This window comes from Siphonobacter sp. SORGH_AS_0500, from assembly GCF_031453245.1.
GTDB lineage: Bacteria > Bacteroidota > Bacteroidia > Cytophagales > Spirosomataceae > Siphonobacter.
The window spans coordinates 1704611-1730740 of the sequence record NZ_JAVIYT010000001.1; the positions used below are offsets into that span (position 1 = coordinate 1704611).

A 26130-nucleotide genomic window follows, 5' to 3' on the forward strand; every position below is an offset into this window, starting at 1 on the left:
CAAATGCTAAACTCACCCTATCTTTGCATGTTGTTTCATTCTATACTTTCAATTTCTGGACACAACGCCGACTCCAATCCGGCATCGTTTCGTGACTTATGACGACGACTACGATTCAAAAACCCGACATCCGTACGCTTCTTAAAAACCGTATTCTAATCCTTGATGGAGCGATGGGTACGATGATCCAGCGGTATAAGCTGGAAGAAGAAGACTATCGGGGCTCTCGCTTTGCCGACTGGCCCCATCCGCTTAAGGGTAACAACGATTTACTCGTGTTAACCCGACCCGACATTATCAAAACCATTCACGGTGAATACTACGAAGCCGGGGCTGATATTGTAGAAACGAACTCATTTTCAGGTACATGGATTGCCATGGCCGATTATGGGATGGAAGAGTTAGTGTATGAACTGAACTATGAATCGGCCCGCATTGCCCGCGAGGTAGCGGATGAATACACGGCTCGCAATCCTGAGAAGCCGCGTTACGTAGCCGGTTCTATGGGACCAACCAACCGTACCGCCAGCCTTTCGCCGGATGTAAATAACCCTGGTTACCGGGCCATTACTTTCGATCAGCTCGTCGGAGCCTATTACGAACAGACGAAGGCTCTGGTAGAAGGAGGTAGCGATATTCTGCTGGTTGAAACCATTTTCGATACACTCAATGCGAAAGCGGCTCTGTTTGCTATTGATACCTATTACCAGGATGTAACCAGCGGTAAGCTACCCTGGCCTGTCCATATTCCAAAGGCAGAGAAATTTGAAGTGCCCATTATGGTGTCAGGCACCATTACCGACGCTTCGGGACGAACGCTTTCGGGGCAAACCACGGAAGCCTTCCTGACCTCTGTTTCCCATTTACCTTTACTTTCCGTTGGGTTGAACTGTGCGTTAGGAGCCGATTTGATGCGTCCTTACGTACAAACCCTGGCAGACAAATCCCCTTTCTTTACCTCGGCTCACCCCAATGCAGGGTTACCGAATGAGATGGGAGAATACGACGAAACGCCCGAGCAAATGGGCGAAACCATTAACGGTTTCCTGAAAGATGGTTTGATTAACATCATTGGGGGTTGTTGCGGAACTACCCCCGGTCACATTCGTCGGATTGCTGAAATCGCGGAAAAACATCAGCCTCGTCATCTTCCCGTGGAAGAGCCCGTGCTGAAGCTTTCCGGACTGGAACCCATTGAAGTAACCAAGGAAAAAGTTCTCTTCCTGAACATCGGTGAACGTTGTAACGTAACCGGTTCGAAGAAATTCGCTCGTCTGATTCGGGAAAATAAATACGATGAGGCACTGGTTGTGGCTCGTGAGCAGGTAGAAAGTGGAGCTCAGGTTATTGACGTAAACATGGATGAAGGGATGATTGACGGGGCTTCAGCCATGACGACTTTCATGAACCTGATTGCTTCTGAACCGGACATTTCGAAAGTTCCCCTTATGATCGACTCTTCCAAATGGGAAGTGATCGAAGCCGGACTGAAATGTGTGCAGGGCAAGGCCATTGTGAACTCGATCTCGCTGAAAGAAGGGGAGGAAAAATTCAAGGAATACGCCCAAACCGTCAAACGGTACGGAGCCGCTGCTGTGGTCATGGCTTTTGATGAAAACGGCCAGGCTGATAACTACGAACGCCGAATTCAGATTTGCGAACGAGCATATCGAATTCTGGTAGACGAAGTAGGTTTCCCTCCACAGGACATCATTTTTGATCCCAATATCCTAACCGTTGCGACGGGGATTGATGAACATAACAATTACGCCGTAGACTTCATTAATGCCACTCGCTGGATTAAAGAAAACTTACCCTACGCTAAAGTGTCGGGTGGGGTGTCTAACGTGTCGTTCAGTTTCCGGGGGAACGAACCCGTTCGCGAAGCCATTCACTCCGTATTCTTGTATTACGCGATCAAGGCGGGTATGGATATGGGAATCGTAAACGCGGGTCAGTTGACGATTTACGATGAAATTCCCAAGGATTTTCTGGAGCTGGTTGAAGACGTTATCCTCAACCGTCGCCCTGACTCAACGGAACGTCTGGTGGCGTTTGCGGAAACGGTAAAGTCGAAAGGCAAAACCGATACGGGCCCGGATTATTCCTGGCGGCAGTTACCCGTAAAAGAACGCTTATCGCACGCGTTGGTGAAAGGCATCGCCGATTTTATTGATGAAGACGTAGAAGAATGTCGCCAGGCTTACGAAAAACCCATTGAGGTGATCGAAGGTCCATTGATGGATGGCATGAACATCGTCGGTGATTTATTTGGTGAAGGAAAAATGTTCCTGCCTCAGGTGGTAAAATCGGCTCGCGTGATGAAGAAAGCCGTAGCCTACCTGCAACCTTTTATCGAAGCAAGCAAAGAGGCTGGTTCTACTGCCGGACGCATTTTGCTGGCAACCGTAAAAGGCGACGTGCACGATATTGGTAAGAATATCGTGGGCGTAGTGCTGGGCTGTAATAACTACGAAATTGTTGACTTAGGGGTAATGGTGCCAACGGATAAAATTCTGGAAGCTGCCAAAACGCATAATGTTGATATTATCGGATTATCCGGTTTGATTACGCCCAGTTTGGACGAAATGGTGGGTGTGGCGAAGGAAATGGAACGTCAGGGTATGAAAATGCCCCTCCTCATTGGCGGTGCTACCACTTCCCGAATCCATACAGCCGTGAAAATTGATCCGCAATATTCCGGGCCGGTTATTCACGTGCTGGATGCTTCGCGTTCGGTTCCGGTGGCAGGTCGTTTGACGCAGAATAAGCAAACATTAGCGGAAATTCACAGCGAAATCAAGCAGCAATACGCCAAGCTTCGGGAAGATCACGCCAAGCGTAAATCGGATAAAAACTTCGTAACGATTGAAGCCGCCCGTCAAAATAAGGTGAAGATCGACTGGGATAATTTCAAAGCTTACAAACCGAGTTTCTTAGGTACGAAGGTATTTGAAGATTATCCGCTGGCCGAAATTGCCCAATACATTGACTGGACGCCTTTCTTCCAAACCTGGCAGTTGCACGGCAAATACCCAGCCATTTTTGAAGATAAGGTGGTAGGAGATGAAGCCAAGAAATTGTACGAAGACGCGAATAATCTTCTGTTGGAAATCATTCACGATCAATCGTTAAAAGCAAAAGCCGTTATTGGTTTCTGGCCTGCCAATAGTCACGAAGACGATATTATTCTGCATCCTTTCGAAGAGATCAGGAAGGAAGTAGCCTGCGAACGCCACGGCTCGCATACGCATCTGGAATACAAAATCAGTCGGGCTTCTCAGGAAGGTAAGATCGATGAAACGGACGTAATAGCGACCCCTGCGTTGGCGACCTTACATCAGTTACGTCAGCAAAGTCTGAAGGCTGGAAATCTGCCAAATTACTCATTGGCTGATTTCATTGCTCCGCTGGAAAGTGCTCATACGGATTACATCGGTGGCTTTGCGGTGACGGCGGGTATTGGAATTGAAGCCTTACTCGAGAAGTACGAAAAGGATCACGACGATTACGGCAGCATCATGGTTAAGGCCATTGCCGACCGTCTGGCGGAAGCCTTTGCGGAGTTAATGCACGCCCGGGTTCGTAAGGAATTCTGGGGGTATGCTTCCGATGAAAAGCTGGATAATGAGTCTCTGATTGACGAAAAATACCAGGGGATTCGTCCGGCACCGGGGTATCCGGCTTGTCCCGAACACACCGAAAAACGGACGATGTTTGATCTGTTAGGAGCAGAGGAGTTGGGGATTGTCCTAACCGAAAGCTTTGCCATGTATCCGGCTAGTTCGGTTAGTGGCTGGTATTTCAGTCACCCTGACAGCCGTTACTTTACAATTGGTAAAATTCAGAAAGATCAGGTCGAAGATTATGCCAAACGCAAAGGCATGACGCTTGAGGAAGCCGAAAAATGGCTGGCTCCAACGCTCGCTTATTGAAAGAGGCTAAAGACTTACTTTACTGATCTAAATAATAAAACCGCTTTTAACTCTAAGACAGAGTTGAAAGCGGTTTTATTATTTCAAATCTTAAAGGCTCCCGCAGTCGCTCGGCTCCAGCCGAGTGACTACCTAGTTCTAGGCCTCTGGCCGTTGGGAGGCGAAACGGTAGCTAGTAACAAAGTATCTTTCTCCATCCTAAAACAGCGTTATTCGGCTAGAGCTAAGCGACTGCGATGGGTTAACAATTGGATATTAGACGAATGATGCCAGCAAAAAAGCTGGCATCGGTTGGGCTGAAGTCTATGGATTTGCCCCTTTCTTTTTCTTAGAGTCACTCGGATAGAGATGAGTGACTCTAAGAAAATCTGTAAGGTAGTAAATGCAGTTAAACCCGAAATTTTGGTTTTAAAAGGGTAGAGACGCGACTTCATCGCGTCTGGCCGGGAGATGGAAATAGTATTCCCCGCCATGGCTGGTGTCTCACCAGTCCACCAGTCATGGGTACGCAAATAGTGGTTGGTGAGACACCAACCACGGCGTAAAAAAGCTGGCATCGGTTGGGCTGAAGTCTATGGATTTGTACCTTTCTTTTTCTTAGAGTCACTCGGATAGAGATGAGTGACTCTAAGAAAATCTGTGAGGTAGTAAACGTAGTTAAATCCGAGATTTGGTTTTAAAAGGGTAGAGACGCGACTTCATCGCGTCTGGCCGGGAGATGGAAATAGTATTCCCGCCATGGCTGGTGTCTCACCAGTCCACCAATCATGGGTACGCAAATAGTGGTTGGTGAGACACCAACCACGGCGTAGGAAGCAATACAGAGGTAACCCAAAACCGCCTCTTACCCAGACGCGATGAAGTCGCGTCTCTACTTGGGAACTTGTAATGTAGTCTGCTTTATCAAGAATTTTGGTTTAACTAACTAAGACCGACTGGTGCGAGATTCCCTCTCGTTCCTTCCAAGTGGCAGGTGGGAACCTGCCTTTATTTCACAAACCTGCCATCCAGTTACATTTTTCTGATCAAAACGGTAATCGCCGCTTCTGGTTTTCGAAGTCGAATGGCCAGCCAATGTTGTACTTTAGGTAGTAAGCTCCCGTCTGGTTTTGCCATTTTTAGTAAACAAACCGTTTGCTCTTGATTGGTGGTGCCATCAGTCGATAGGTGTTTCCCGATGGACACCTCTACAATTTCCGGGTAAATGGCTTTTAGTTCCTGAGCAATTTGCGGAATCTGTGTTTCCAACTGGCTATTTTTTCGGAGGGAATCCATCTCCATCCGTTGCGTAAGTAATAGCTTTTCCGTTTCGGTTAATACACTCCGGGACGTTTCCGCCAGAATGGTATCATCAAAGCCGTAGCGGAAGGATAACTCGGTATGATCTAGTCGATAACGAGGTAACTGACTTTTTAGCGAGTCTAACTCCTGGCTGGAAATACGCTGACCCACGATTAATAACTCCACCTTTCTGCCTCGAGCCGAAGGCAAAACCGTTTGCTGAATGACGTAATGGTTATTACCCCTGATTTTTTCGTCGATGAAAAGCTTGAGATTTCTGCGATAAATGGAATCCGCCACGAGCTGATAAGCTAAATAAATACTGGGAAGCAAAGTCAGAATCATCAGCCAGGTCATGGTTCGGCGTACCCAGTTCTGCGTTTCTTTTTCTACGTATTGATACGGTTCAAAATTGAGGTAACGCACTACCAGATAGGTAGAGAATGCGATGCAGATTCCATTAATGGTAAACAGATAGAAAGCTCCCGCCACGAAAGACCAGTTTTGATTGGCGATCCCATAACCCGCTGTGCAAAGCGGTAACATCATTCCGGTAGCGATAGCCACACCCGTAACGATGGTTCCCTTTCGGGTTCGGGAGGCTCCTACGATCCCAGCGACCCCACCAATCAGAGCAACCAAAACGTCCCAAACGCTGGGATGTGTATAGGCGATCATTTCGGGTTGTACTTCTTTCAAAGGACTCAGCCAGAAATAAATGGTTGAACTACCTAAGCTGAAAAGAACGAAAATCAGCAGGTTGCGAAGGGCACTTTTAAAGAAGGCAAAATCGTAAGTCGCCAGGCTTAAACCAATGCCATAAATCGGGCCCATTAGCGGGGAAATGAGCATGGCCCCAATGATGACAGACGTGGAGTTAATGTTCAATCCAATGGATGCAATGAAAACGGCTGCCACCAGAACCCAAAGGTTAGTTCCCCACAGAACGGCTCCTTTTTTGATGGACTGAACAATCTCCTGTTCTTGTTCTTTGTCTTCTTCAAGACTAACGAGTCGAGTGATTAATAGTCGAAAATTGTTTAATTGCATAGGATATTCATTCGAGGGTCAGGTTGGGACGTTTGTACACTAACGAAAAACGAAATAATAAGGTAAGGCAGCGAAAAACTAGATGATGAGGCTATTTTTTACAATCGCTTATTGTAATTCTTGGATTGGCGAACCTGGGTATCGCTCAACAGAAAATCGTGGTTTTTCAATCCGATTTTGGTCTGAAAGACGGAGCTGTTTCGGCCATGAAAGGCGTAGCAATGGGCGTTTCTCAGGAGTTGAAGTTATTTGATTTAACGCACGAAATTCCGGCTTATAACATTTGGGAGGCCGCTTACCGGTTGGAACAAACCGTACCGTACTGGCCCAAAGGAACTGTATTTGTCTCAGTGGTGGATCCCGGTGTTGGGACCAGCCGGAAGTCGGTAGTACTAAAGACAAAAGCGGGTCATTATATAGTAACGCCTGATAACGGAACGCTGACGTTACTAGCCGAATCGGAAGGAATTGATGAGGTTAGAGAAATTAACGAAGCGGTGAATCGCCGGAAGGATTCGGGTAAGTCCTACACGTTTCACGGTCGGGATGTCTACGCTTACACCGCTGCCCGGCTGGCCGCTGGAGTTATAAACTTTGAAGAGGTAGGAGAGGTCTTACCTAAACAGGTCGTAATGATTCCCTACCAGAAAGCCAGTAAACAAGGTTCGGTTCTGAAAGGGAATATTTCGATTCTGGATGTTCAATACGGGAACGTCTGGACCAATATTCCAGCAACGTTATTTCAGGAACTAGGTGTGAAAACGGGTGAGCTGTTAACTGTTCGGATTTATCAGAATCAAAAAAAGAAGTACGAAGGCAAAATGCCCTATGTTCAGACGTTTGGAGCCGTCAAAGAAGGGCAACCTTTAGTTTATCTGAACAGTCTATTACAAGTTTCACTAGCCCTGAATATGGATAACTTCGCCGAAAAATTCAAGATAGCAAGCGGTAATGAATGGAGTATTGAAGTAAGTAAATGAGTTTGAATGATTGAATGATTGAATGATTGAATGATTGAATGTTTTTGCTTATCAGGGATAACTTTCTCCACGTCAAACACTCAAACTAGTATCAGGATTCTTCGCTATAAATCGGAGTTTTTCGTTTGCGGAGCTGACCGCCTTCGCGATGCGAGAAAACCGTTCTGATTTCCGCTAAAATGGATAAGTCGATCTCTTCGGGCGTGGCTGCTCCGGTATCCAGTCCGGCTGGACTATAGGTTCGCTGAAATTGTTCGGTAGAAAGCGTAATCCCTTCGTCATCCAATCGCTGAATCATCTTCTCAAAACGCTTTCTGGGACCTAATAAGCCGATGTAAGGCACCTGAGTTGCCGTGATGTAACGTTGGTAATTCTGAAAATCCGTTTCCAGATCGTGAGCCATTAGAACCACAGCGGTATAATCGTCGGGTTTAATTTCGGTGTGTTTCTGAACAACATGATCGGCCCAATCGAACAAAGATTTATTGATTTTCTGAGGATTACAGAAAACGGTGCTTAGCCAGCCTAACTCTTTTGCCTGCCGAACAAGTGGGAAAATGTCATAGTTGCCACCGTGAATGAAGAGGTGAATAGGCGGCGGGATGATTTCCAGTAAAAGGGTAATGCTGCCAAAATCGCCCGTTAATGTTTGTAGAGCTGATTTCTCGTTTGTTAAGCAAGTGTGGATGCAATCCATTACCTCTTTTCTTGCAATCGGAAATTCAAAGTTTTCCTGTGATTCAAAGCGATGGACGGAGCCTTTGGGTAACTCGTCTAAAACACTATCAATCACGGTAATGACTACTGAGGGTTGTCGACGGAAAACCAGCGGCTGTAACTGCAAAACGGCATTATGGGTATCGTTCGGATCCAGTGGACTTAGTAATACATCGATAATTCCATTACAACCGAGTCCAACACCAATCTGATACGGATCGTCATCTGTGGTATCGTACGTGACCATGGAAGCCTTACCCGTTGACATAGCCAGTCTGGCTCGTTTGAGAGCGTCGCCTTCCAGACATCCGCCTGAAATACCTCCAATCCATTGTCCGTCTTCGGTAACCAGCATTCTTGCCCCGACCCGGCGATAAGACGAACCTTCCACCCGCACCACTGTTGCCAGAGCCGCTCGCGTTGTCGAAAAATCAATTTTTAAGTAATGCTCGATTATGGACTTTATTTCTTTCATTGCGTTTGTTTACCGTCTTCAGTTTGGGGTTTTCAGTTGAAAAGGGAAAACCTATAAAGGTAGGGGAGACTTTTGACGATGAATGTAATAACCCCAGAGGGGTTAATTCTGAGTAGCCCCGGATTATCATCCGGGATAATGTTTGGTGTTTAATACCCGCCGTGGCTGGTGTCTTCATCAGCCGTTTCCCGCCGTGGCTGGTGTCTCCAACAGCCGCTGTACTTTATATGAATGGTTGGTGGGGACACCAACCATGGCAGAAAGAATACTGGTTGGTGAGGACACCAACCACGGCGGAAACTTTAGCGTCCCAGATGCTCTTCTCACGAATCTGAGGCGAAACATATACTACCAGTTTTAACTGAAAACTAACAACAGTCAACTACCACACTCTCACCTTCACCCCACCAAAAAAGGCTCGACTCGTGGCTGGTTCGAAGTATCTGCCGCCGGCAGCATTGATTTGTACATTCGCAAAGTACTTCTGATTCAACAGGTTATTAATCCCGCCAAAAGGTTCCAGCGACCATTTATTCCACTTGATTTGCCAGCCAAAACGTAAATTCAGCAAGCTAAAAGCTTCCGTTTTTACCTGATTGGCATCGTCAGCGTAGAACGTGCCGTTTCTACGGAACTGAACGATTCCATAAAAGCCTTTGGGACGAAAATAACGTAGTTCGCCGTATCCAAAGTGCGGTGGAATACCCGGTAGTTGATTTTCATCAAAAGTCCCGGAAGTCGTGGTGTAATTCAGGTATTTAAAGTCGGAATACGTGTAATTTGCATAAGCAGTTAATCCCTCCACTAGCTGAGCCGTCAGCCCTAATTCAACGCCACGACGGCGGGAGTTACCCGCATTTCTGTAAAAAGTACGGCCCGCAAACTCGCTTAACTGATAAGGGACAATTTCACCCCGAACATTAACCTGAAAGACGGCTACATCAACTTTTACTTTGTTAAAAGTAGCCTTCGTTCCCACTTCAAAATTCTGAGCCCGCATTGGCCCGAGTTCGGAGTTAAAGCCGCCCAGATTACTTGGATTCGTACCTAATTCTGTCAAAGCAGGGGTTTCAAAACTGGTAGAGAAATTGGCGTAAACGCTGCGTTCGGGCTGATACTCCCAGTTCAGACCAGCGGTTGGGCTAAAGCGGTGATAATTCCGGCTACCCGACTGATCGCCATCACTCAGGAATTCATCATTAACGTTCAGGCGAATAGCATCGTAACGCGTACCGATGGTTAATAAAGTATTTTTCAGCAAGCCAAACTCCTGTAAAGCATACGCTCCAATGTTACGAAAGGTTTCTACCTGTTCCAGTGAGAGCGGGCCTTGCTGACCGTCAATATTATTATATCGTTTCCGGTTATCCTGTTGGTTTTCAATATCAACCCCTGTTTTTAAACGGTATGAAACGGACCCAAATTGATCGGTGTATTGGTAACTAACGCCACCCCCCATGTAATTACGGAGAAACTGAACGTTGCCCCCGGCAAGAAAAGCCAGCCGGTTTTCAAAGTCTCGATTGGTCCAGAATGTGCGGGCCTGAAACTGATGTTTTTTACCAATTAAATGGTCATAAATAGCTGCGATACGCTGTTGAGTAGCTCCCGAAAAAGCCTGGAACTGCACGTTTTGCGGACGAGCCATACGACGGTTTTCTCCGACTTGCTGAAGAGTTAATCCGCCGGGATCTTCGGCTGTGTTTTTTGAAAGATTGTAGAGGATGGTTAACTTATTGGAAGCCGTAAATTCGTGCTGGAATTTTAGATTTAGTAACCAGTTATTCATGGAAGAATAGTCCCGGTATCCATCCTGAAGGTTACGACTGGCATTCAGCAACAAGGTCGACTGCTTCCATTTCTGACCTACTTTCAGTTGATACCGCTGGAAACCATAACTACCTGCTACGGCCTGAGCTTCCACAAAATTATACGCTGGCGTTTCCGTGGTGTACGAAAGAATACCGCCAGAAGCATTTCCATACAAAGCCGAAGAAGCCCCACGAATAACTTCGAGTTGCCCCAAACTTCCTACATCAAAATTATTCACCTTGGCCTGGCCGTCGGGCGTTGATTCGGGAATGCCGTCAAGTAATACTTTCAATCCCCTAATGCCAAAAGAAGAACGGGCTCCAAAACCCCGAATGGAAATGCGTAAGTCCTGGGCAAAATTGTCTGGGTTCTGGGAAAAAACACCCGGAATAGTCCCCATCGCGTCGAAAAGCGAAAGCTGAGGTTGTCCAATCTGAAGGCGGGACTGATTCAATACGGACACCGAAAATGGACTCCGGTTTTCGGCAGTTTGAAGTCTGGTAGACTGGATCTCTACGGGCTTCAAATCGCGGGTTCGCAGGCTGTCCTGAGCCTGAGTAATCATAGGTATGCAACTAATCAGTAGAGCGATTCGAAAATACATAGAGCGGATTAAATGTTGAATGAGTAAAGGAATGATGATGGAATGGAAGGCTGATACAGTACATAAAACTCTGAGCCATCAGATAGAGGTAATAATTCTAATCACCAAAACCAATTATTAAACTCATAAGTATAACTTTTCCGCGATATAAAACGTTTTATATTATAGTTAGAATAAATTGGATATTGTAAGTATATTGCCAGCCTTCAGAAGAAATACTTCTGAACTTCAGAAGATCGTAATGCTATGAAATCGGATTCTTTGTTTGATCTCAGAAGTCATTTGAGAAATCGCCGGTTAGAGCAGGTCGTTGAAAATCGAACGGCTTATACGCTGGATACCGCTGAACTGAATATTTACGAAACGCATTCGCAGGCCCGGGCCGTAGAGTTAACTTTTCACAGTCCGGTGCTGACGAGTATGATTCGGGGCAAGAAAGTCATGCACCTCGAAGATACCCCGGATTTTGACTATCATCCGGGAGAGTCGGTGCTGGTTCCGGGTAATCGAACCATGCGAATTGATTTCCCGGAAGCTACTTTTTCAACGCCAACGCAATGCCTGGCTCTGGCCATTGGTCAGGATCAGATTGCGAAGTATACGGATCTTTTAAATGAAAACATTCCACTCGTTGATTCACCCTCGGGATGGCGATGGTCGGACAGCAGTTTTTACTTCACGAATTCTTCGACGGTAAATAGCTTGATTAGTCGGCTGATAGACATTTTTACGGAGAATAATCCGGCTAAAGATTTCTTCGCTGATCTGGTAATGAAAGAATTAACCATGCGATTGATTCAAACGCAGGCTCGTCGGTTATTAATTGAAAACAGTCAGCAACACAGCAGTACGAATCGACTGGCTTTTATTACTCAATACATTAAGGATCACCTACATGAAACCTTTAATGTCAGACAGTTAGCCGATAAGGCCTGCATGAGTGAGCCTAGTTTTTATCGACAGTTTAAAGCTCAGTTTGGCCTATCGCCACTGGAGTTTATTAATCAGCAACGGATACAGTTGGCTCAGCGACTACTCAAAACAACCAATCGGAGCGTTGGTGATATTAGCGTAGCCTGCGGATTTAATAATCTGAATCATTTTCTGAAACTCTTCAAACGCTATACGCAAAGCACGCCCGTTCAGTATCGGCTTAATTAGTGGATACGTATTCGTTCTTGAGAAGGCCAGCGAATTCGCTGGCTTTTTTTGTGGTTTGCTGGTGGCCTTGCTTTGATGCTAATTGAAAGTTTTCAGATTCAACCTACTGGGTTTACTAGTAACTCATGCTACCAGCGAAAAAGCTGGTAGCGGAAGATCAGTTTTTCCTTGATATGATTTATGATTTGCTGCCAGCTTTTTTGCTGGCAGCGGTTGTTTTACGGGTATGTTCTTAGTTAGCGGTTGTTGAAAGTTTTCAGATTCAGCTTACTGGGTTTACTAGTAACTCATGCTACCAGCGAAAAAGCTGGTAGCGGAAGTCCAGTTTTTCTGTTGGTGGCTTTGCTTCTAGAATATTGAGAGTTACGAAAAGCATTTCTGTAGGTTTACTAACGGTTCTTGTTGCCAGTGGAAAAGCTGAGCGAAGTTTAATTTTTGATTAGGATCATTTCTTTCACTTCGCCTCAAATTGATAGAATCGTTACTTTCTTTGATAGGATCAATCCAATAAAAAATAGACTAATTCCTGATCTTTGTCTTAGTAAACCTCTTAAACAATTGGATTATGGAAGCGACACTCGAAGCTCCGGTACGGACGGATCGTCCGACCTTTAAAGAACGATACGAAAATTACATTGGTGGAAAATGGGTAGCTCCGGCTCGCGGTCAATATTTTGATAACATTTCTCCCATCGATGGGAAAGTATTTTGCCAGGTAGCCCGATCGACTGCCGAAGATATAGAAACGGCCCTGGATGCGGCTCATGCGGCTTTCCCGAAATGGTCCAAAACATCAGTAGCGAATCGTAGTAATGTACTGCTGAAAATTGCTGACCGCATTGAGCAGAATTTGGATTATCTCGCCAAGGTAGAGACGATTGATAATGGGAAGCCACTTCGTGAGACTACCGCAGCGGATTTACCACTGGTTATTGACCACTTCCGGTATTATGCAGGGGTAATTCGGGCTGAAGAAAGCTCGGTGGCAGAACTGGACGAAAATACCGTTTCGCTGAACATTCACGAACCCATTGGCGTAGTAGGCCAGATTATTCCCTGGAACTTCCCATTGCTAATGGCTACCTGGAAAGTAGCTCCGGCCCTGGCGGCGGGATGTACCATTGTGCTGAAACCAGCCGAGCAGACGCCAACGAGTATTCTGGTTTTACTGGAATTAATCGGTGATTTATTACCTGAAGGCGTACTGAATGTAGTGAATGGTTTTGGTCTGGAAGCAGGTAAACCACTGGCTTCTTCTAATCGGGTGGCGAAAGTAGCCTTTACGGGTGAAACGACCACAGGCCGTCTGATTCTTCAATATGCGGCTGAGAATCTGATTCCAGCTACAATGGAATTAGGGGGTAAATCGCCCAATATCATCTTCCCCAGCGTGATGGATAAAGATGATGAATTCCTGGACAAAGCCGTCGAGGGAGCCGTATTGTTCGCTCTCAATCAGGGAGAAATCTGTACCTGTCCTTCGCGATTACTGGTGCATGAGTCCATTTACGAAAAGTTCATTGAGAAAGTAATTGCCCGGACAAAAGCAATCAAGATGGGTAGTCCACTTTCGGCAGATACCATGCTTGGAGCTCAGGCTTCGAAAGATCAGTACGAGAAAATTCTGTCTTACATCGAAATTGGTAAGCAGGAAGGAGCTCAGGTATTAACCGGCGGAGCGGCCTTCCATCAGAATAGCGGTCTGGAAAATGGTTATTACATCCAGCCAACCATCCTGAAAGGACACAACAAAATGCGGATTTTCCAGGAAGAAATCTTCGGTCCGGTTTTATCCGTAACTACGTTTAAGGATACGGAAGAAGCCATTTCTATTGCGAACGATACGCTTTACGGATTAGGTGCAGGAGTCTGGACGCGTGATGCTCACGAATTGTATACCGTGCCCCGTGCCATTCAGGCCGGACGCGTTTGGGTGAACTGCTACCATGCTTACCCCGCACATGCTCCGTTTGGTGGCTACAAAAAATCAGGTTTTGGTCGCGAAACGCACAAAATGATGCTAAGTCACTATCGCCAAACCAAAAACATGCTGATTTCCTATGATAAGCATAAGTTAGGATTCTTTTGATGAGTTTTGAGTTGAGGGTTTTGAGTTAATGGGCTAACTCTCAACTCAAAACCCTCAACTCAAAACCCCAAACCTCAAACTGCTATGGTATCTCGTGTATTAGTTACCGATGCGGCAAAGGCCATTATTGATCAGCTAAGAGAGGTACATGGCGAATTGCTTTTTCACCAAAGCGGAGGTTGCTGTGATGGATCTTCGCCCATGTGTTTTCCCGTGGGAGATTTTAAAATCGGTAGTCACGATGTGTTGTTAGGGAATGTACATGGCTGCGATTTCTGGATGAGCGATTTTCAATTTGAATACTGGAAACATACCCAACTGACGCTTGACGTGGTGCCCGGACGTGGGGCTAGTTTTTCGGCGGAAATTCCCTTGGGAGTACGTTTCCTAATCCGATCACGGTTATTTACGGAAGAAGAATTAAATCAACTGGAGCCCGTTACCGTTGGTGAAAGCCCTGATTAAGTTAGTAGGTTCAGATTACAGGTGTACAAGTAGAGCTACCCGAATCGTTTTTCGGGTAGCTTTTTATTTCTCAACTTTCAAAAGCTGTCTAACATTTATACTAGAAGACCTTGATACGAATCAGGGTTTCTGTAATCTTGAGCGATTGCAAATCGGAATGCGATCCTTGGCTTTGCTAGGGCTAATAGCCTTGGGAGAACGGAAGGTAAAACCTGCCTTATTTAAGAAAAAAGATAGAATCTCACACCAGTGATTAATCCCCAACTGTCATCTCGAACGAAGAGAGAGACCTTCTGCCGAATGGGGTGGGGTTGATTTATTCAAGTTACCGCATGCCCCAACAAGCTCGAAAAAGAGCATAAGATTCTTCGCTTCGCTCTGAATGACAGAGGCTGATGATCACGTAATGATGTATCATTTAGGTATGAGATAACTATTATTAACAACCGTGTCCCCGGATTTTATCCGGGGCTACTCATATTGAACCCCGCTGGGGTTGTTGTCAAGATTGTTGCAATTGGGTTACGACCATTAACCCCGGAGGGGTTTAACGCGAATAGCCCCGGATTTTATCCGGGGAAGCAGCATTCCCGAAGCTTCTCCGCTTCACTCTCGATGACAGATCGCTGTATAAACTCTTCCTCCAATGGTCCTCCCGAAGTGAGGAGAGACCTATTCCCCTTTATCTAACTCTTAGTTTTAGACAGTCTCTCAAAGAGTTAAGTTAATGATGTATTTTTTGTTGTAAAAGGTTGAATAGTAATCTACCAACTTACAACCGCTAAAAACGATCAACTACCTAGCGTACGCTAAACTAACCGCTCCGCCCCACTATAAATATTGGCGTGAGAATTCCGAAGAAAGCCTATTAAGGTAAGACCATGTTCCTGAGCCAGTGAAACGGCTAGACTGGAAGGAGCCCCAATGGCGGCAATCAAAGGAATACCGGCCATGACAGCTTTCTGAACCAGCTCAAAACTAATACGTCCACTCAGCAGTAAGACTTTGTTACTGAGGGGTAAATCGTTAGTTTTCAAAGCATAACCCAGTACTTTATCCAGGGCATTATGACGACCTACATCTTCGCGGAGTATTAATAAATTACCTTCGTTATCAAACAAACCCGAGGCGTGAAGACCGCCAGTTTGATCAAAAGTTGATTGGGCCTCCCGGAGCAGTTGAGGTAATCGAAAAAGCGTCTCCCAATGCATCAAAGGAGTTACTTCTGAAATGGGGTAACGAGCCGTTTGCCGAACGGCTTCCAGTGAAGCTTTGCCACAGACGCCGCAACTCGAAGTCGTATAAAAGTGACGTTGCAACCGTTTGGATCGTTCGGCTACGATGGGTAATACTTCTACAAAAACCTTATTAATTAGCGAGCTAACCCGTACTTTCTGCACTTCCGAGCGATCCAGTAATAAGCCTTCCGAAAAGAGAAAACCCAGAGCCAGTTCTTCATCCTGACCCGGCGTTCGCATGGTTACGGACAGACTTTTCTGCTGCCATTTTTCATTCTCTTTCCAGGCCAGTACAATTTCCAGGGGTTCTTCTACCGCTAATACATCGGGTAAGGTTTGAACCGACTCGTTCAGACTAACTTTCTGAATAATAATGGGCTGAATAGAAGATATTTCGTCAAAATCAGAGGTCACAACTGTGGGAGGATAGTAGTTTCAATTCGATCCATCATATTCAAAAAAATGGATTCCATCGGAATGAAAGATAAGCCAGAGCCGGGGTTTTCCAGCATTTGTCTTACTTCAGTTAGTGAAACGTATTTCAGTTCTGCAATCTCTTCCGCCTGGGGCGTAAATGAGGATAATTCGAGTTGCGTTTTCCAGACGAAAACACCCGTAAACTCCCGATCAAAAGACTGCGTTTTTGCATCAAACCCATCCATAGTCCAGACATCAACGAAGTGTAAAGCTGAAGAGGGGACCTGAATGCCCAACTCTTCCTTGACTTCCCGGATTGCCGCCGTGCGATAGTTTTCACCCGGCATTAAATGTCCCGCTATGCAAACATCCCAGAGATTGGCAAAAAGGTCTTTGTCGGGGTGGCGTAGGTTCAGTAACAGCTCCTGATTTTGATTAATAACCCACACTTCCGTACTGCGGTGCCAGTCGCCGTCGCGGTGTACATCCGACCGTACTTTGGTTTGCCAGAAGGGAAGGTTCTGTTCGTTGTATAACTCAAAAAGCTCCATGAATGGTCAAAGGCTTATGAAATGGGCTCGGGTATGGGCAACAGTTTCAGTAACGTACCGAATCGCCAGTGTAATATCTTCAGCGGTAGTAAAACGTCCCAGGCTGAACCGAACGGATGCATGGGCTAGCTCATCGCTTAACCCCATAGCTTTCAGCACGTGCGAAGGATGAACCGAAGCTGAAGTACAGGCCGAGCCATTAGAAACGGCGATTTTTGTCAGATTTAATAACAAAGCTTCTCCATCAACGCCACCAAAAGCCAGGTTACTAACATGCGGCAAACGATGCGTAACCGAGCCATTCACCTGAACGTTGGGGATGAATTCCAGAATCGTGCGTTCGAGGTAATCCCGTAAATCAGCCAAACGCTTACTTTCGGTAGGTAACTTCTCGTAACTCAGCTCGCAGGCTTTTCCTAAACCAATAATTCCCGGAACATTCAGTGTTCCTGAACGTCGTCCGCGTTCGTGTCCGCCGCCGTGCATTTGAATGGCCAGAGGCGTTTTTCTGCGAACGTACAAGGCTCCAGCTCCTTTCGGGCCGTAAAGTTTATGGGCGGAAAGACTGAGTAAATCAATGAAATCAGCCTCTACATAAATGGGGAGTTTGCCTACAGCCTGCGTAGCATCGGTGTGAAATAAAACGCCAGTATCGCGACATATTCGACCAATTTCCCGAATCGGTTGAATCACACCAGTTTCATTATTGACCCACATCACGGAAACCAGTAAGGTATCCTCCCGAAGGGCTTCCTGAACTTGTTGCGGGGTAACTAATCCCTGAAAATCCGGCTGTAGATAGGTAACTTCCGCACCCTGTTTTTCCAGATAGTTACAAACGTCCAGAATCGCTTTATGCTCGGTCTGAACGGTAATAAGGTGTTTTTTGCTGGAAGAAGCTTCAAAACTACCCAGTAAAGCCAGGTTATTCGATTCAGTGGCTCCGCTGGTAAAAACGATCTCTTTATCCTGAGCCCCCAGGATCTGAGCTACTTGCTGACGGGCATTTTCAACCGCTTCGGCGGCTTCCCAACCCCAAAGGTGCGTGCGACTGGCGGCATTTCCGAATTGTTCCGAAAACCAGGGTAACATCGTTTCCAACACCTGAGGGTCTACGGGTGTGGTTGCGTTATAGTCCAGATAAATCGGTCGGTTTATCATTAGCGTTTGAGGCGTTAGCGTAGGTTTGATAAATATAATACGCACGCTAAAAAAATCGCCCCGATGGTGACCGGGGCGATTCATTTAAGCCTGTTTGTTGATTAAATCAATTAATAAATCAACGTATAAAGGACTGTTATTCAAACTTTCTACCAGTTGCCAGTGCTGACCTCCGTTTTCCTCAAATAACTCTTTATATTCTTCGCCTACTTCAATCGTCGTTTCGAGGCAGTCGGCTACAAACGCAGGGCTGAAGGCCAATACGCTTTTCTTTCCTTGTTTAGCCAGATCAATAATCACCTCGTCGGTGTAGGGTTTAATCCAGGGCGTTTTTCCCAGACGGCTCTGGAAACTGGTGGTATACGTACCTTCTTTTAAGCCCAACTCCTTTACGAGCAGGCGAGTAGTGGCGAAACACTGAGCCCGGTAGCAATACTGATTGTCCTTATGAATATGATCGCAGCAACTGCCAAACTTACAGGTATTACCCGTATGATCGCCCTTGGTAATCTGGCGTTCGGGTAAGCCGTGGTAACTGAACAGGAAGAAGTCGTACTCGTGTTCACGCATGTACTTGCGAGCCGTTTCCGCAAAATGTTCAATGAATTTGGGATGATCGTAAAAGGTGTTGGTAAAGGAAATTTCAGGAATAACCTGCCATTTACCTACAATTTCCATGACCTTTTCATACACCGAACCCGTTGAAGCAGAAGCATATTGAGGGAAGAATGGAACGACAATAATCTTCTTCAGTCCTAACTTTTGAAAGCGATCCAGACCAGCTTGAATGCTGGGGTTCTGGTAACGCATGGCCAGCTCTACTTCGTAATCTTCACCCAGACGCTGTTGAACCAGTTCTTTAATATCTTCTCCGTAAAACTTGAGTGGCGAGCCGCGTTCCTCCCATAATTCCCGGTACACTTTAGCGGATTTGGGAGCCCGGAAGGGAGCAATAATCAGGTTGATTAAAGCCCAGCGATTCATGAAAGGAATATCAATGACACGGCCATCCATCAAAAATTCCTGTAAATATTTACGTACGTCCGGTACACTGGGACTATCGGGTGTACCCAGGTTAACCAGTAAAATACCCGTTTTCAGTTGTTGAGTCGTGCGAGTGGACGCTAATTCTGTGACCTGCATGTTTGGAGGGTTACCTGAATAGATGTAACCTTAAAATACGTTCTGTCTATCTCTTCTTCGCTCGTGGCGTTTCGGGGGCAAAGGTCGGAAATCTTTGCCGTTCTACATATATAAAAACCTTCCCCGGAAGAGGAAGGTTTGAAGTTTGGTTAAGTTTGAGCAGGTTTAATTAATGCTTGGTCAGGTTTGAGATAGTTTGACTTGGTTAGAAACGTTTTGATTGGTTAGGTGGATTTGATCCTAAACCGCCAGGTTACAAATAACTTTTCAAACCTAAATCAAACTTCAAACTACCTCAAACCCGCTCAAACTTTGTAAACCTTCTCGCTAGTTAACTTCATGCTTTTTAGGCATTGCATTTTCTACGTTTACGCCTAAGCCCTGAGCAATACGCATCCCCAGACCAATGTCGGCCCGGAAGAAGTGGCATAACTGACGGTTAATGATTTCGTCACGTTTAGGACCCGTAACGCCGCCCAAAGCACCCACGATGGTTTCTACCAGGTGGCTTTTTTGCTCATCGTCCAGAACGTTGCGATACAAGTTACCAGGTTGGGTGTAGTGGTCGTTCTCACCTTCGCCGTTGCGGTCGTACCAGCCAGCTATATTCGAATCCAGTTCCCAGGCAGGTTCCTGATAGCTTTGATCTGCTACAATGTTATCAAACGAGTTAGGGAAATAGTTGGGATTACGGCCACCGTTACCATCAACCCGCATTTGTCCGTCACGCTGGTAGTTAGTGGTAGCGAAAGGACAACGGTTTACGGGAATCTGTTCGTAGTTACCTCCTAAACGATACCGCTGAGCATCAGGATACGAGAGCAGACGGCCCTGTAACATCTTGTCGGGCGAATAACCAATTCCATCCACCACATGAGCGGGAGCAAAGGCCGCCTGTTCTACGTCCTGGAAGTAATTATCAGGGTTTCGGTTTAATTCAATTTCACCGACTTCAATCAGCGGATAATCGGAGTGAGGCCATACTTTGGTCAAATCGAAAGGATTGATATGGTATGTTCTAGCTTCCGCTTCGGGCATGATCTGAACCTGCATCGACCATTTCGGGAAGTCACCCTTTTCAATGTGTTCCAGCAAATCACGCTGAGCAAAATCCATGTCTTTCGACTTCATTTCATCGGCATCTTTACCAGTGAAATTTTTAATGCCCTGTTTAGTTAGGAAGTGGAATTTTACGTAAAAACGCTCATTTTCTTTATTAATGAACGAAAACGTATGACTTCCAAATCCGTGCATGTGACGGTAGCCATAAGGCGTGCCGCGATCAGACATCAAAATCAGAACCTGATGTAAGGATTCAGGGTTCAGCGACCAAAAATCCCACATCATGGTAGGTGATTTCAGGTTAGTGAAAGGATCCCGCTTTTGCGTGTGAATGAAGTCACCAAATTTCTTGGGATCTTTGACGAAGAAGACGGGTGTGTTGTTACCTACTAAATCCCAGTTACCATCTTCGGTATAAAACTTGAGAGCAAAACCGCGAGGGTCGCGTTCAGTATCAGCAGAGCCTTTTTCGCCACCTACGGTCGAAAAACGCAGAAATAAAGGCGTTTGCTTCCCAACTTCACTGAATACTTTTGCCCGAGAATACTTTGTAATATCGTTGGTAATGGTCAGGGTACCGAAAGCACCAGAACCTTTGGCATGCACTACCCGCTCTGGAATTCGCTCGCGGTTGAAGTGAGCCATTTTTTCGTGTAAAATATAGTCTTGTAGCAATAAAGGACCACGGGGACCTACGCTTTGTGAGTTTTCGTTTTCAGCATAGGGGCGTCCTGAAGCGGTTGTTAATTTTTGTTGATCCATCGCTTGCTTAGTGATTTTGAAGTAAGAACTGAGACAAAAGTATAAGGAAGAAATCGATAAGTAAAATCGATTATATTGATGAATGTATAATAAAACGTAATGACCACCCTACTTAAGGATGGTCATTAGTTATAACTTATTTATTATCAGATGTTAAACCATCAATAAACGCCATACGCCAGATAAGACGACCATCACTAAAGCAAGAGGCGTTAAGACTTTCCATCCTAAATACATTAACTGATCGACGCGAAGGCGAGGGTAAGTCCAGCGAACCCAGATTTGAACGAGGATTAACAAAGCAGCTTTGGCCAGTAACCAGAACATACCTGAGAAGTTACCTAACAGCGTTCCCGGTGCACCGGAAGTCCAGTCGGCTAATTTTACCGGACCTATGTTAGGTAAGGGGGTATTCCAGCTACCCAGAAACAACACTACACCGAGAATACTAACCAGCATCATCATGGCATACTCGCTAAGGAAAACCAGGGCCCAGCGGAAACCGGAATATTCCGTATGAAAGCCACCTACCAGCTCAGATTCCGCTTCGGGTAAGTCGAAAGGAGCTCTATTACATTCGGCCAGCGAGGCGATGAAGTAGATGATAAAGGCGATAAAGAAAAGTGGCATTCGGAAAATATTCCAGCTTAGAAAACCGCCGTTAGCCGTTACGTCCAATCCCCAGCTTTTTATACCGAAGAAATAGACATTTTCCTGAGAATAAATACCTTGCTGAAAACTAATTTCCTGTAAATCAAGGCTCTGGCAAATCATGGCTACGCACAGCACTGAAAGCCCCAGCGGAATTTCATAGCTCACAATCTGAGCTACTGAGCGAATGGCTCCAAACAGGGAATATTTATTGTTAGAAGCCCAGCCTGCAATGATAATACCCAGCACATCGAGTGAAACGATCGCCATGAGCCAGAAAACGCCAATGGCGGTACTGGAGCCAATCCAGTCGGGGCCGAGCGGAACGACGGCATAACCTAGAAAAATCGCCACAAAAATCAGACAGGGAGCCACCAGATACATCCAGCGATCTGCCAGTTTGGGCACAATGTCTTCTTTCTGGAGTAACTTCAATAAATCGGCAAATAACTGGAGTAAGCCATATGGACCCACTTCGGTAGGGCCGAGGCGATCCTGAATAAAACCCGAAATTTTTCGTTCAGCGTATACTCCCACTACAACCGTAGCAAGAGTCAGGGCGAGGCATATCAGTAAAGCAGGAAGCAAAATAGTACACGTTTACAGGTTTGGGAATTTCCCGCTGCAAATCTAAGCCGATGCTCGGATTAATTTAGAATGGAACTAAAAAAGACCGTTTCTTAGGAGAAACGGTCTTCACAACTAGAGAAAATCGGGTATTAGAACTCTGCTGATTTAGGGAAACGGGGGAAAGGAATCACATCGCGGATGTTACCCATACCCGTTACAAACTGAATCAGACGCTCGAAACCTAAACCAAAACCCGAGTGCGGAGCCGAACCGAATCGACGCGTGTCGAGGAACCAGTCCATGCTTTGAGGATCGATGCCTACTTCTTCCATCCGGGCCACGAGTTTTTCCAGATTATCTTCCCGCTGACTTCCGCCAATCATTTCACCGATACCGGGGAATAGTACGTCCATGGCCCGTACCGTCGGTCCTTTGTCTTCGGGACGATCCACTTCCTGTTTCATGTAGAAAGCCTTGATCGCCCGGGGATAATGCGTCAGGATGACGGGTTTCTTGAAGTGCTTTTCAACGAGGTAACGCTCGTGCTCACTTTGGAGGTCAATACCCCATTCTACAGGGTACTGGAACTTCTTCTCTTTGTGAGGCTTCGACTGAAGCAAAATTTCAATAGCCTTCGTATAAGTCAGACGTTCGAACTCGTTTTCTACCACAAACTGGAGCTTTTCCAGCAGAGGCATGGGACTACGCTCGTTCTGGGGCTTGTTCTTTTCTTCCTCAAGCAACCGTTTTTCGAGGAAAGCTAAATCGTCCTGGCAGTTTTCCAGAGCGTACTTAATCACGTACTGAACGAAATCTTCGGCCAGAGCCATGTTATCTTCCAGTTCGAAGAACGCCATTTCGGGCTCAATCATCCAGAACTCCGCTAAGTGACGAGTCGTGTTTGAGTTTTCGGCCCGGAACGTAGGACCAAACGTATAGATTTTACCCAGACCCAAAGCCGCTAATTCGCCTTCCAACTGCCCGGATACCGTCAGGTTGGTTTCTTTGCCGAAAAAGTCTTCTTTATAATTAATCGAACCATCTTCGTTCAGAGGTGGATTTTTAGGATCCAGCGTGGTGACGCGGAACATTTCACCCGCTCCTTCGGCATCCGATCCCGTAATAATGGGAGAGTTCCAGTAGAAAAATCCATTATCACTGAAATACTTATGAACGGCGAAAGCCAGGGCATGACGCACCCGGAACACCGCCGAAAACGTATTGGTACGAGGACGTAAGTGAGCAATTTCCCGTAGAAACTCCAGCGAATGACGCTTGGGTTGCAGCGGATACAGATCAGGATCGGCTGTGCCGTATACTTCGATGGACTCAACTTTTAATTCAACTGACTGGCCCGCTCCCTGCGAATCGACCAGTACCCCGGTAGCTGCAATGGCAGAGCCGGTCGTTACGAGTTTGAGAATATCGTCCGAAATCACGCCCGCTTCAGCCACAACTTGCAGGTTATTGATGGTCGAGCCGTCATTTAGAGCAATAAAATTGACATTCTTGCTCTCTCGCTTGGTTCGAACCCACCCCTGAACCGTTAGGGTCTGACCCACAAAACCGTGGTGACGGAGGTAATCTTTAATTTGATATTTCATGATGAACTTCGATCAGCGGCGGAACACTCGTCCGCCTGTAATGGTCGCAAAATTAGCTACTTCCTGTTACCAGAGAAAAAAAATCCAGTAATGAGCAATGGTTTATGTAGGTTTTAAGGAAAAAATAGATCGAAGAAGAAGGATTCGGGTATCAAATAGATAATAAATCCTAAGGAATGTATTAAAAATCACCTCAGACCAGCTTTGCTCTTTGGTGAAGGGCGTACGGGAAATTACCTTTGTTGTTAGTCGAATCACAAACTAGACCTTAACACTTGAATACCGCCCTTGCCCGTTTCCTTTCGTTTGTTCTGCATCCCTTATTAATTCCGACCGTTTTATTCGGAATTATTTTTTACGCAGCCACGCCTGCCGTTGCCAATCTGGCGGCGTTCAATGGCGAGCAAACCATCGATTTTTTTGGTATCAAATTATCCTTCAGAGCAGGGCTATTGTTACTGGTTTTCTTTTTTACTTTTTTGATTCCCAGTTATTTATTATACGTGCTGTATCGGCTGAAAGTGATTAAAAGCCTCACCATGGAGAATTTACAGGACCGGCGATTGCCTTACCTGGTCATTGTAATGCTGTATACCATTTTCTCCTATGCTTCGTTTCGCTACATGGCGTTGTTACCCGAGGTAACGGTAGTAATGGCCAGTATAACCTTTTCCATTTCCTGTGTCGCTTTTATCAGTCTCTACTGGCAAATTTCAGCTCATGCCACAGGAATGGGCGGAGTGCTGGGCGGCTTACTGGCCTTAACCCTAAAGCTGGGATTGAGCAGTTTACTCATTCCTTTCCTGATCGTTACGTTATTAACGGGTTTTCTGATGAGTGCCCGTTTGTACCTTAATGCTCACACTCCCCGGCAGATTCTGGTGGGACTGTTATTAGGGGCTATCGTCTGCGGAACTACCTTCTACATTTTTATCTAGTTCTCCTGAAGGGCTATAATGCAAAAAGCCATCCCCGTCAAAAGGATGGCTAAATATGCCGTCGTAAGGGATTGTTGAATCCGTTACTGCAACTATTGTTGCTCGCTTTCCTGCATCTTCTGACGGTAAGCCGCCTTGATGACCTGGTGACGACGAGTGATTGATGGCTTCGTAAACGCCATACGAGAACGAAGTTCACGCATTACGCCCGTTTTTTCGAATTTCTTCTTGAAACGTTTGAGAGCCTTGTCAATGCTTTCGTTTTCTTTAACTTGAACGATAATCATGTGTGTTATTCGGCAATTTGAATGGTTCAACTCCAAAACAGGATTGCAAATATACGCTTCTATTTCAAAATTTCAATAGTTTATTAACAACTTTGGCGAAGGATTCGATCAGTAGGGAATTCTCCGCGGGAGATGTTGGGCATAGCCCCTACCTTTTTCTTTTTATTTATAGGTAAATAGCCTCATCATCAAGGCATACGACACATGAAACGTCAGGCGATCATAGATTTGGGTACGAATACTTTTCAGTTGATGGTAGCGGAAATGGAGCAGGGGAATTTTAAAATTCTGCACGATTCCAGTTTACCCGCCAAAATCGGCGAAGGCGGAATTTCAGAAGGTAAAATTTCAGATGAAGGGATCCGTCGGGCCATCGGGGTATTGAAACAGTTTCGACAGATTACGGATGAATATAACATTGAGCCTGAGAAAATTACGGCTCTGGGTACAAGTGCCATTCGCAATGCCTCCAATCAGGCTGAATTTTCCCAGCGAGTGCTGGAAGAAACCGGCATAACGGTTACCATCATCAAAGGCGAAGAAGAAGCAGGCCTGATTTATGAAGGAGTAAAAGCCGGAATGAAGCTTAGAAAAGAAACGTCACTCATCGTGGATATTGGCGGTGGAAGTGTAGAATTTATTCTTTGCAACAACGAGAAACTGTTCTGGAAACAAAGTTTTGAAATTGGCGGGCAGCGATTGATGGATCGCTTCAATCAAACCGATCCAATTTTGCCCGATTCGATTAGTAAGCTCAATGAATACCTGGAACAGCAACTGGTGCCTTTAACCAACGCCGTACACCAGTACGAAGCCCACGAGCTGATTGGATCGGCAGGTTCTTTCGAGACTTTACTGGACATTCATTCCATTCGTGAAACCGGCGAATTGCCTGATCCATCGTTAACTAGCGGAGAGTTGCCGCTGGCTTCGTTCATTGATTCCTACGAAAAATTCATTACTTCTGATCATGACCAACGCCTGGAAATTCCCGGTATGAAAGCGTATCGGGCGGATATGATCGTGGTAGCCAGTTGCCTCATTGCCTTCCTCCTGCGGAAATACGGTCTGAAAAATATCCGCGTTTCGATGTACGCCATGAAGGAAGGAATGTTGTCCCGAATGAGTAAGCAGGAATCATAGAATTGTTAAAAAAGCTCAACATCGCACGATACCA

18 protein-coding genes are annotated in these 26130 nt (G+C 45.8%); 7 read left to right on the forward strand and 11 right to left on the reverse strand.

Annotated elements, in window-relative coordinates:
• Positions 1-98: 98 nt before the first annotated feature.
• Positions 99-3935 (forward strand): methionine synthase, encoded by a 3837-nt coding sequence (metH, locus tag QE357_RS07030; RefSeq protein WP_309706523.1) that lies wholly within the window; start codon positions 99-101, stop codon positions 3933-3935.
• Positions 3936-4946: 1011 nt separating this feature from the next.
• Here the strand turns inward: metH and QE357_RS07035 are convergent.
• Positions 4947-6266, reverse strand: coding sequence for a DUF389 domain-containing protein (locus QE357_RS07035; RefSeq protein WP_307142530.1), 1320 nt, complete (start codon positions 6264-6266; stop codon positions 4947-4949).
• 125 nt (positions 6267-6391) lie between these two features.
• Here QE357_RS07035 and QE357_RS07040 point away from each other — a divergent pair, with 125 nt between their 5' ends.
• Complete coding sequence (locus QE357_RS07040) at positions 6392-7246, forward strand: S-adenosyl-l-methionine hydroxide adenosyltransferase family protein (protein ID WP_309706524.1); 855 nt, start codon at positions 6392-6394, stop codon at positions 7244-7246.
• A gap of 91 nt (positions 7247-7337) precedes the next feature.
• Here QE357_RS07040 and QE357_RS07045 read toward each other — a convergent pair whose 3' ends face one another.
• Together QE357_RS07045 and QE357_RS07050 are read right to left on the reverse strand one after the other, a co-directional pair.
• Entirely contained in the window at positions 7338-8438 is a 1101-nt protein-coding gene (locus QE357_RS07045; RefSeq protein WP_307142532.1) for an XdhC family protein, read from the reverse strand.
• Positions 8439-8820: 382 nt separating this feature from the next.
• Positions 8821-10854: a TonB-dependent receptor gene (locus tag QE357_RS07050; protein WP_309706525.1), complete on the reverse strand. Its 2034-nt coding sequence runs from the start codon at positions 10852-10854 to the stop codon at positions 8821-8823.
• Between the two features lie 246 nt (positions 10855-11100).
• Between QE357_RS07050 and QE357_RS07055 the strand changes: the two genes are divergently transcribed.
• From QE357_RS07055 to QE357_RS07065, 3 genes are all read left to right on the forward strand, one after another.
• On the forward strand, positions 11101-12015 hold the full coding sequence (locus QE357_RS07055) for an AraC family transcriptional regulator (RefSeq protein ID WP_106635467.1): 915 nt from the start codon (positions 11101-11103) through the stop codon (positions 12013-12015).
• 565 nt (positions 12016-12580) lie between these two features.
• On the forward strand, positions 12581-14104 hold the full coding sequence (locus QE357_RS07060) for an aldehyde dehydrogenase family protein (protein ID WP_106635468.1): 1524 nt from the start codon (positions 12581-12583) through the stop codon (positions 14102-14104).
• 84 nt (positions 14105-14188) lie between these two features.
• Positions 14189-14569: a DUF779 domain-containing protein gene (locus tag QE357_RS07065; RefSeq protein ID WP_307142534.1), complete on the forward strand. Its 381-nt coding sequence runs from the start codon at positions 14189-14191 to the stop codon at positions 14567-14569.
• 809 nt (positions 14570-15378) lie between these two features.
• On the opposite strand, the gene fdhD is transcribed toward QE357_RS07065, so the two are convergent.
• From fdhD to asnS, 7 genes are all read right to left on the reverse strand, one after another.
• Positions 15379-16221, reverse strand: a complete 843-nt coding sequence (gene fdhD, locus QE357_RS07070; RefSeq protein ID WP_309706526.1) for a formate dehydrogenase accessory sulfurtransferase FdhD — start codon at positions 16219-16221, stop codon at positions 15379-15381.
• Positions 16218-16775, reverse strand: a complete 558-nt coding sequence (locus tag QE357_RS07075) for an NUDIX domain-containing protein (RefSeq protein WP_309706527.1) — start codon at positions 16773-16775, stop codon at positions 16218-16220. The genes fdhD and QE357_RS07075 overlap by 4 nt, the downstream gene beginning before the upstream one ends.
• Positions 16776-16781: 6 nt before the next feature.
• Complete coding sequence (locus tag QE357_RS07080; RefSeq protein ID WP_409050231.1) at positions 16782-18020, reverse strand: cysteine desulfurase family protein; 1239 nt, start codon at positions 18018-18020, stop codon at positions 16782-16784.
• Complete coding sequence (gene hemH / locus QE357_RS07085; RefSeq protein ID WP_106635471.1) at positions 18021-19079, reverse strand: ferrochelatase; 1059 nt, start codon at positions 19077-19079, stop codon at positions 18021-18023.
• A 327-nt stretch (positions 19080-19406) separates the two neighbouring features.
• A complete protein-coding gene (locus QE357_RS07090) occupies positions 19407-20903 on the reverse strand; it encodes a catalase (protein ID WP_307142538.1) in 1497 nt (498 codons plus the stop codon).
• A gap of 153 nt (positions 20904-21056) precedes the next feature.
• Positions 21057-22142 carry a complex I subunit 1 family protein gene (locus QE357_RS07095; RefSeq protein ID WP_106635473.1) on the reverse strand — a complete coding sequence of 362 codons (1086 nt, stop codon included), beginning with the start codon at positions 22140-22142 and terminating at the stop codon, positions 21057-21059.
• 131 nt (positions 22143-22273) lie between these two features.
• A complete protein-coding gene (gene asnS, locus QE357_RS07100; protein WP_309706528.1) occupies positions 22274-23728 on the reverse strand; it encodes an asparagine--tRNA ligase in 1455 nt (484 codons plus the stop codon).
• A gap of 275 nt (positions 23729-24003) precedes the next feature.
• Here asnS and QE357_RS07105 point away from each other — a divergent pair, with 275 nt between their 5' ends.
• Positions 24004-24666, forward strand: coding sequence for a phosphatase PAP2 family protein (locus QE357_RS07105; protein ID WP_309706529.1), 663 nt, complete (start codon positions 24004-24006; stop codon positions 24664-24666).
• A 92-nt stretch (positions 24667-24758) separates the two neighbouring features.
• On the opposite strand, the gene rpsU is transcribed toward QE357_RS07105, so the two are convergent.
• On the reverse strand, positions 24759-24953 hold the full coding sequence (gene rpsU, locus QE357_RS07110) for a 30S ribosomal protein S21 (RefSeq protein ID WP_094811467.1): 195 nt from the start codon (positions 24951-24953) through the stop codon (positions 24759-24761).
• Positions 24954-25157: 204 nt separating this feature from the next.
• Here rpsU and QE357_RS07115 point away from each other — a divergent pair, with 204 nt between their 5' ends.
• Positions 25158-26096 carry a phosphatase gene (locus QE357_RS07115; RefSeq protein ID WP_106635476.1) on the forward strand — a complete coding sequence of 313 codons (939 nt, stop codon included), beginning with the start codon at positions 25158-25160 and terminating at the stop codon, positions 26094-26096.
• Positions 26097-26130: the final 34 nt, after the last annotated feature.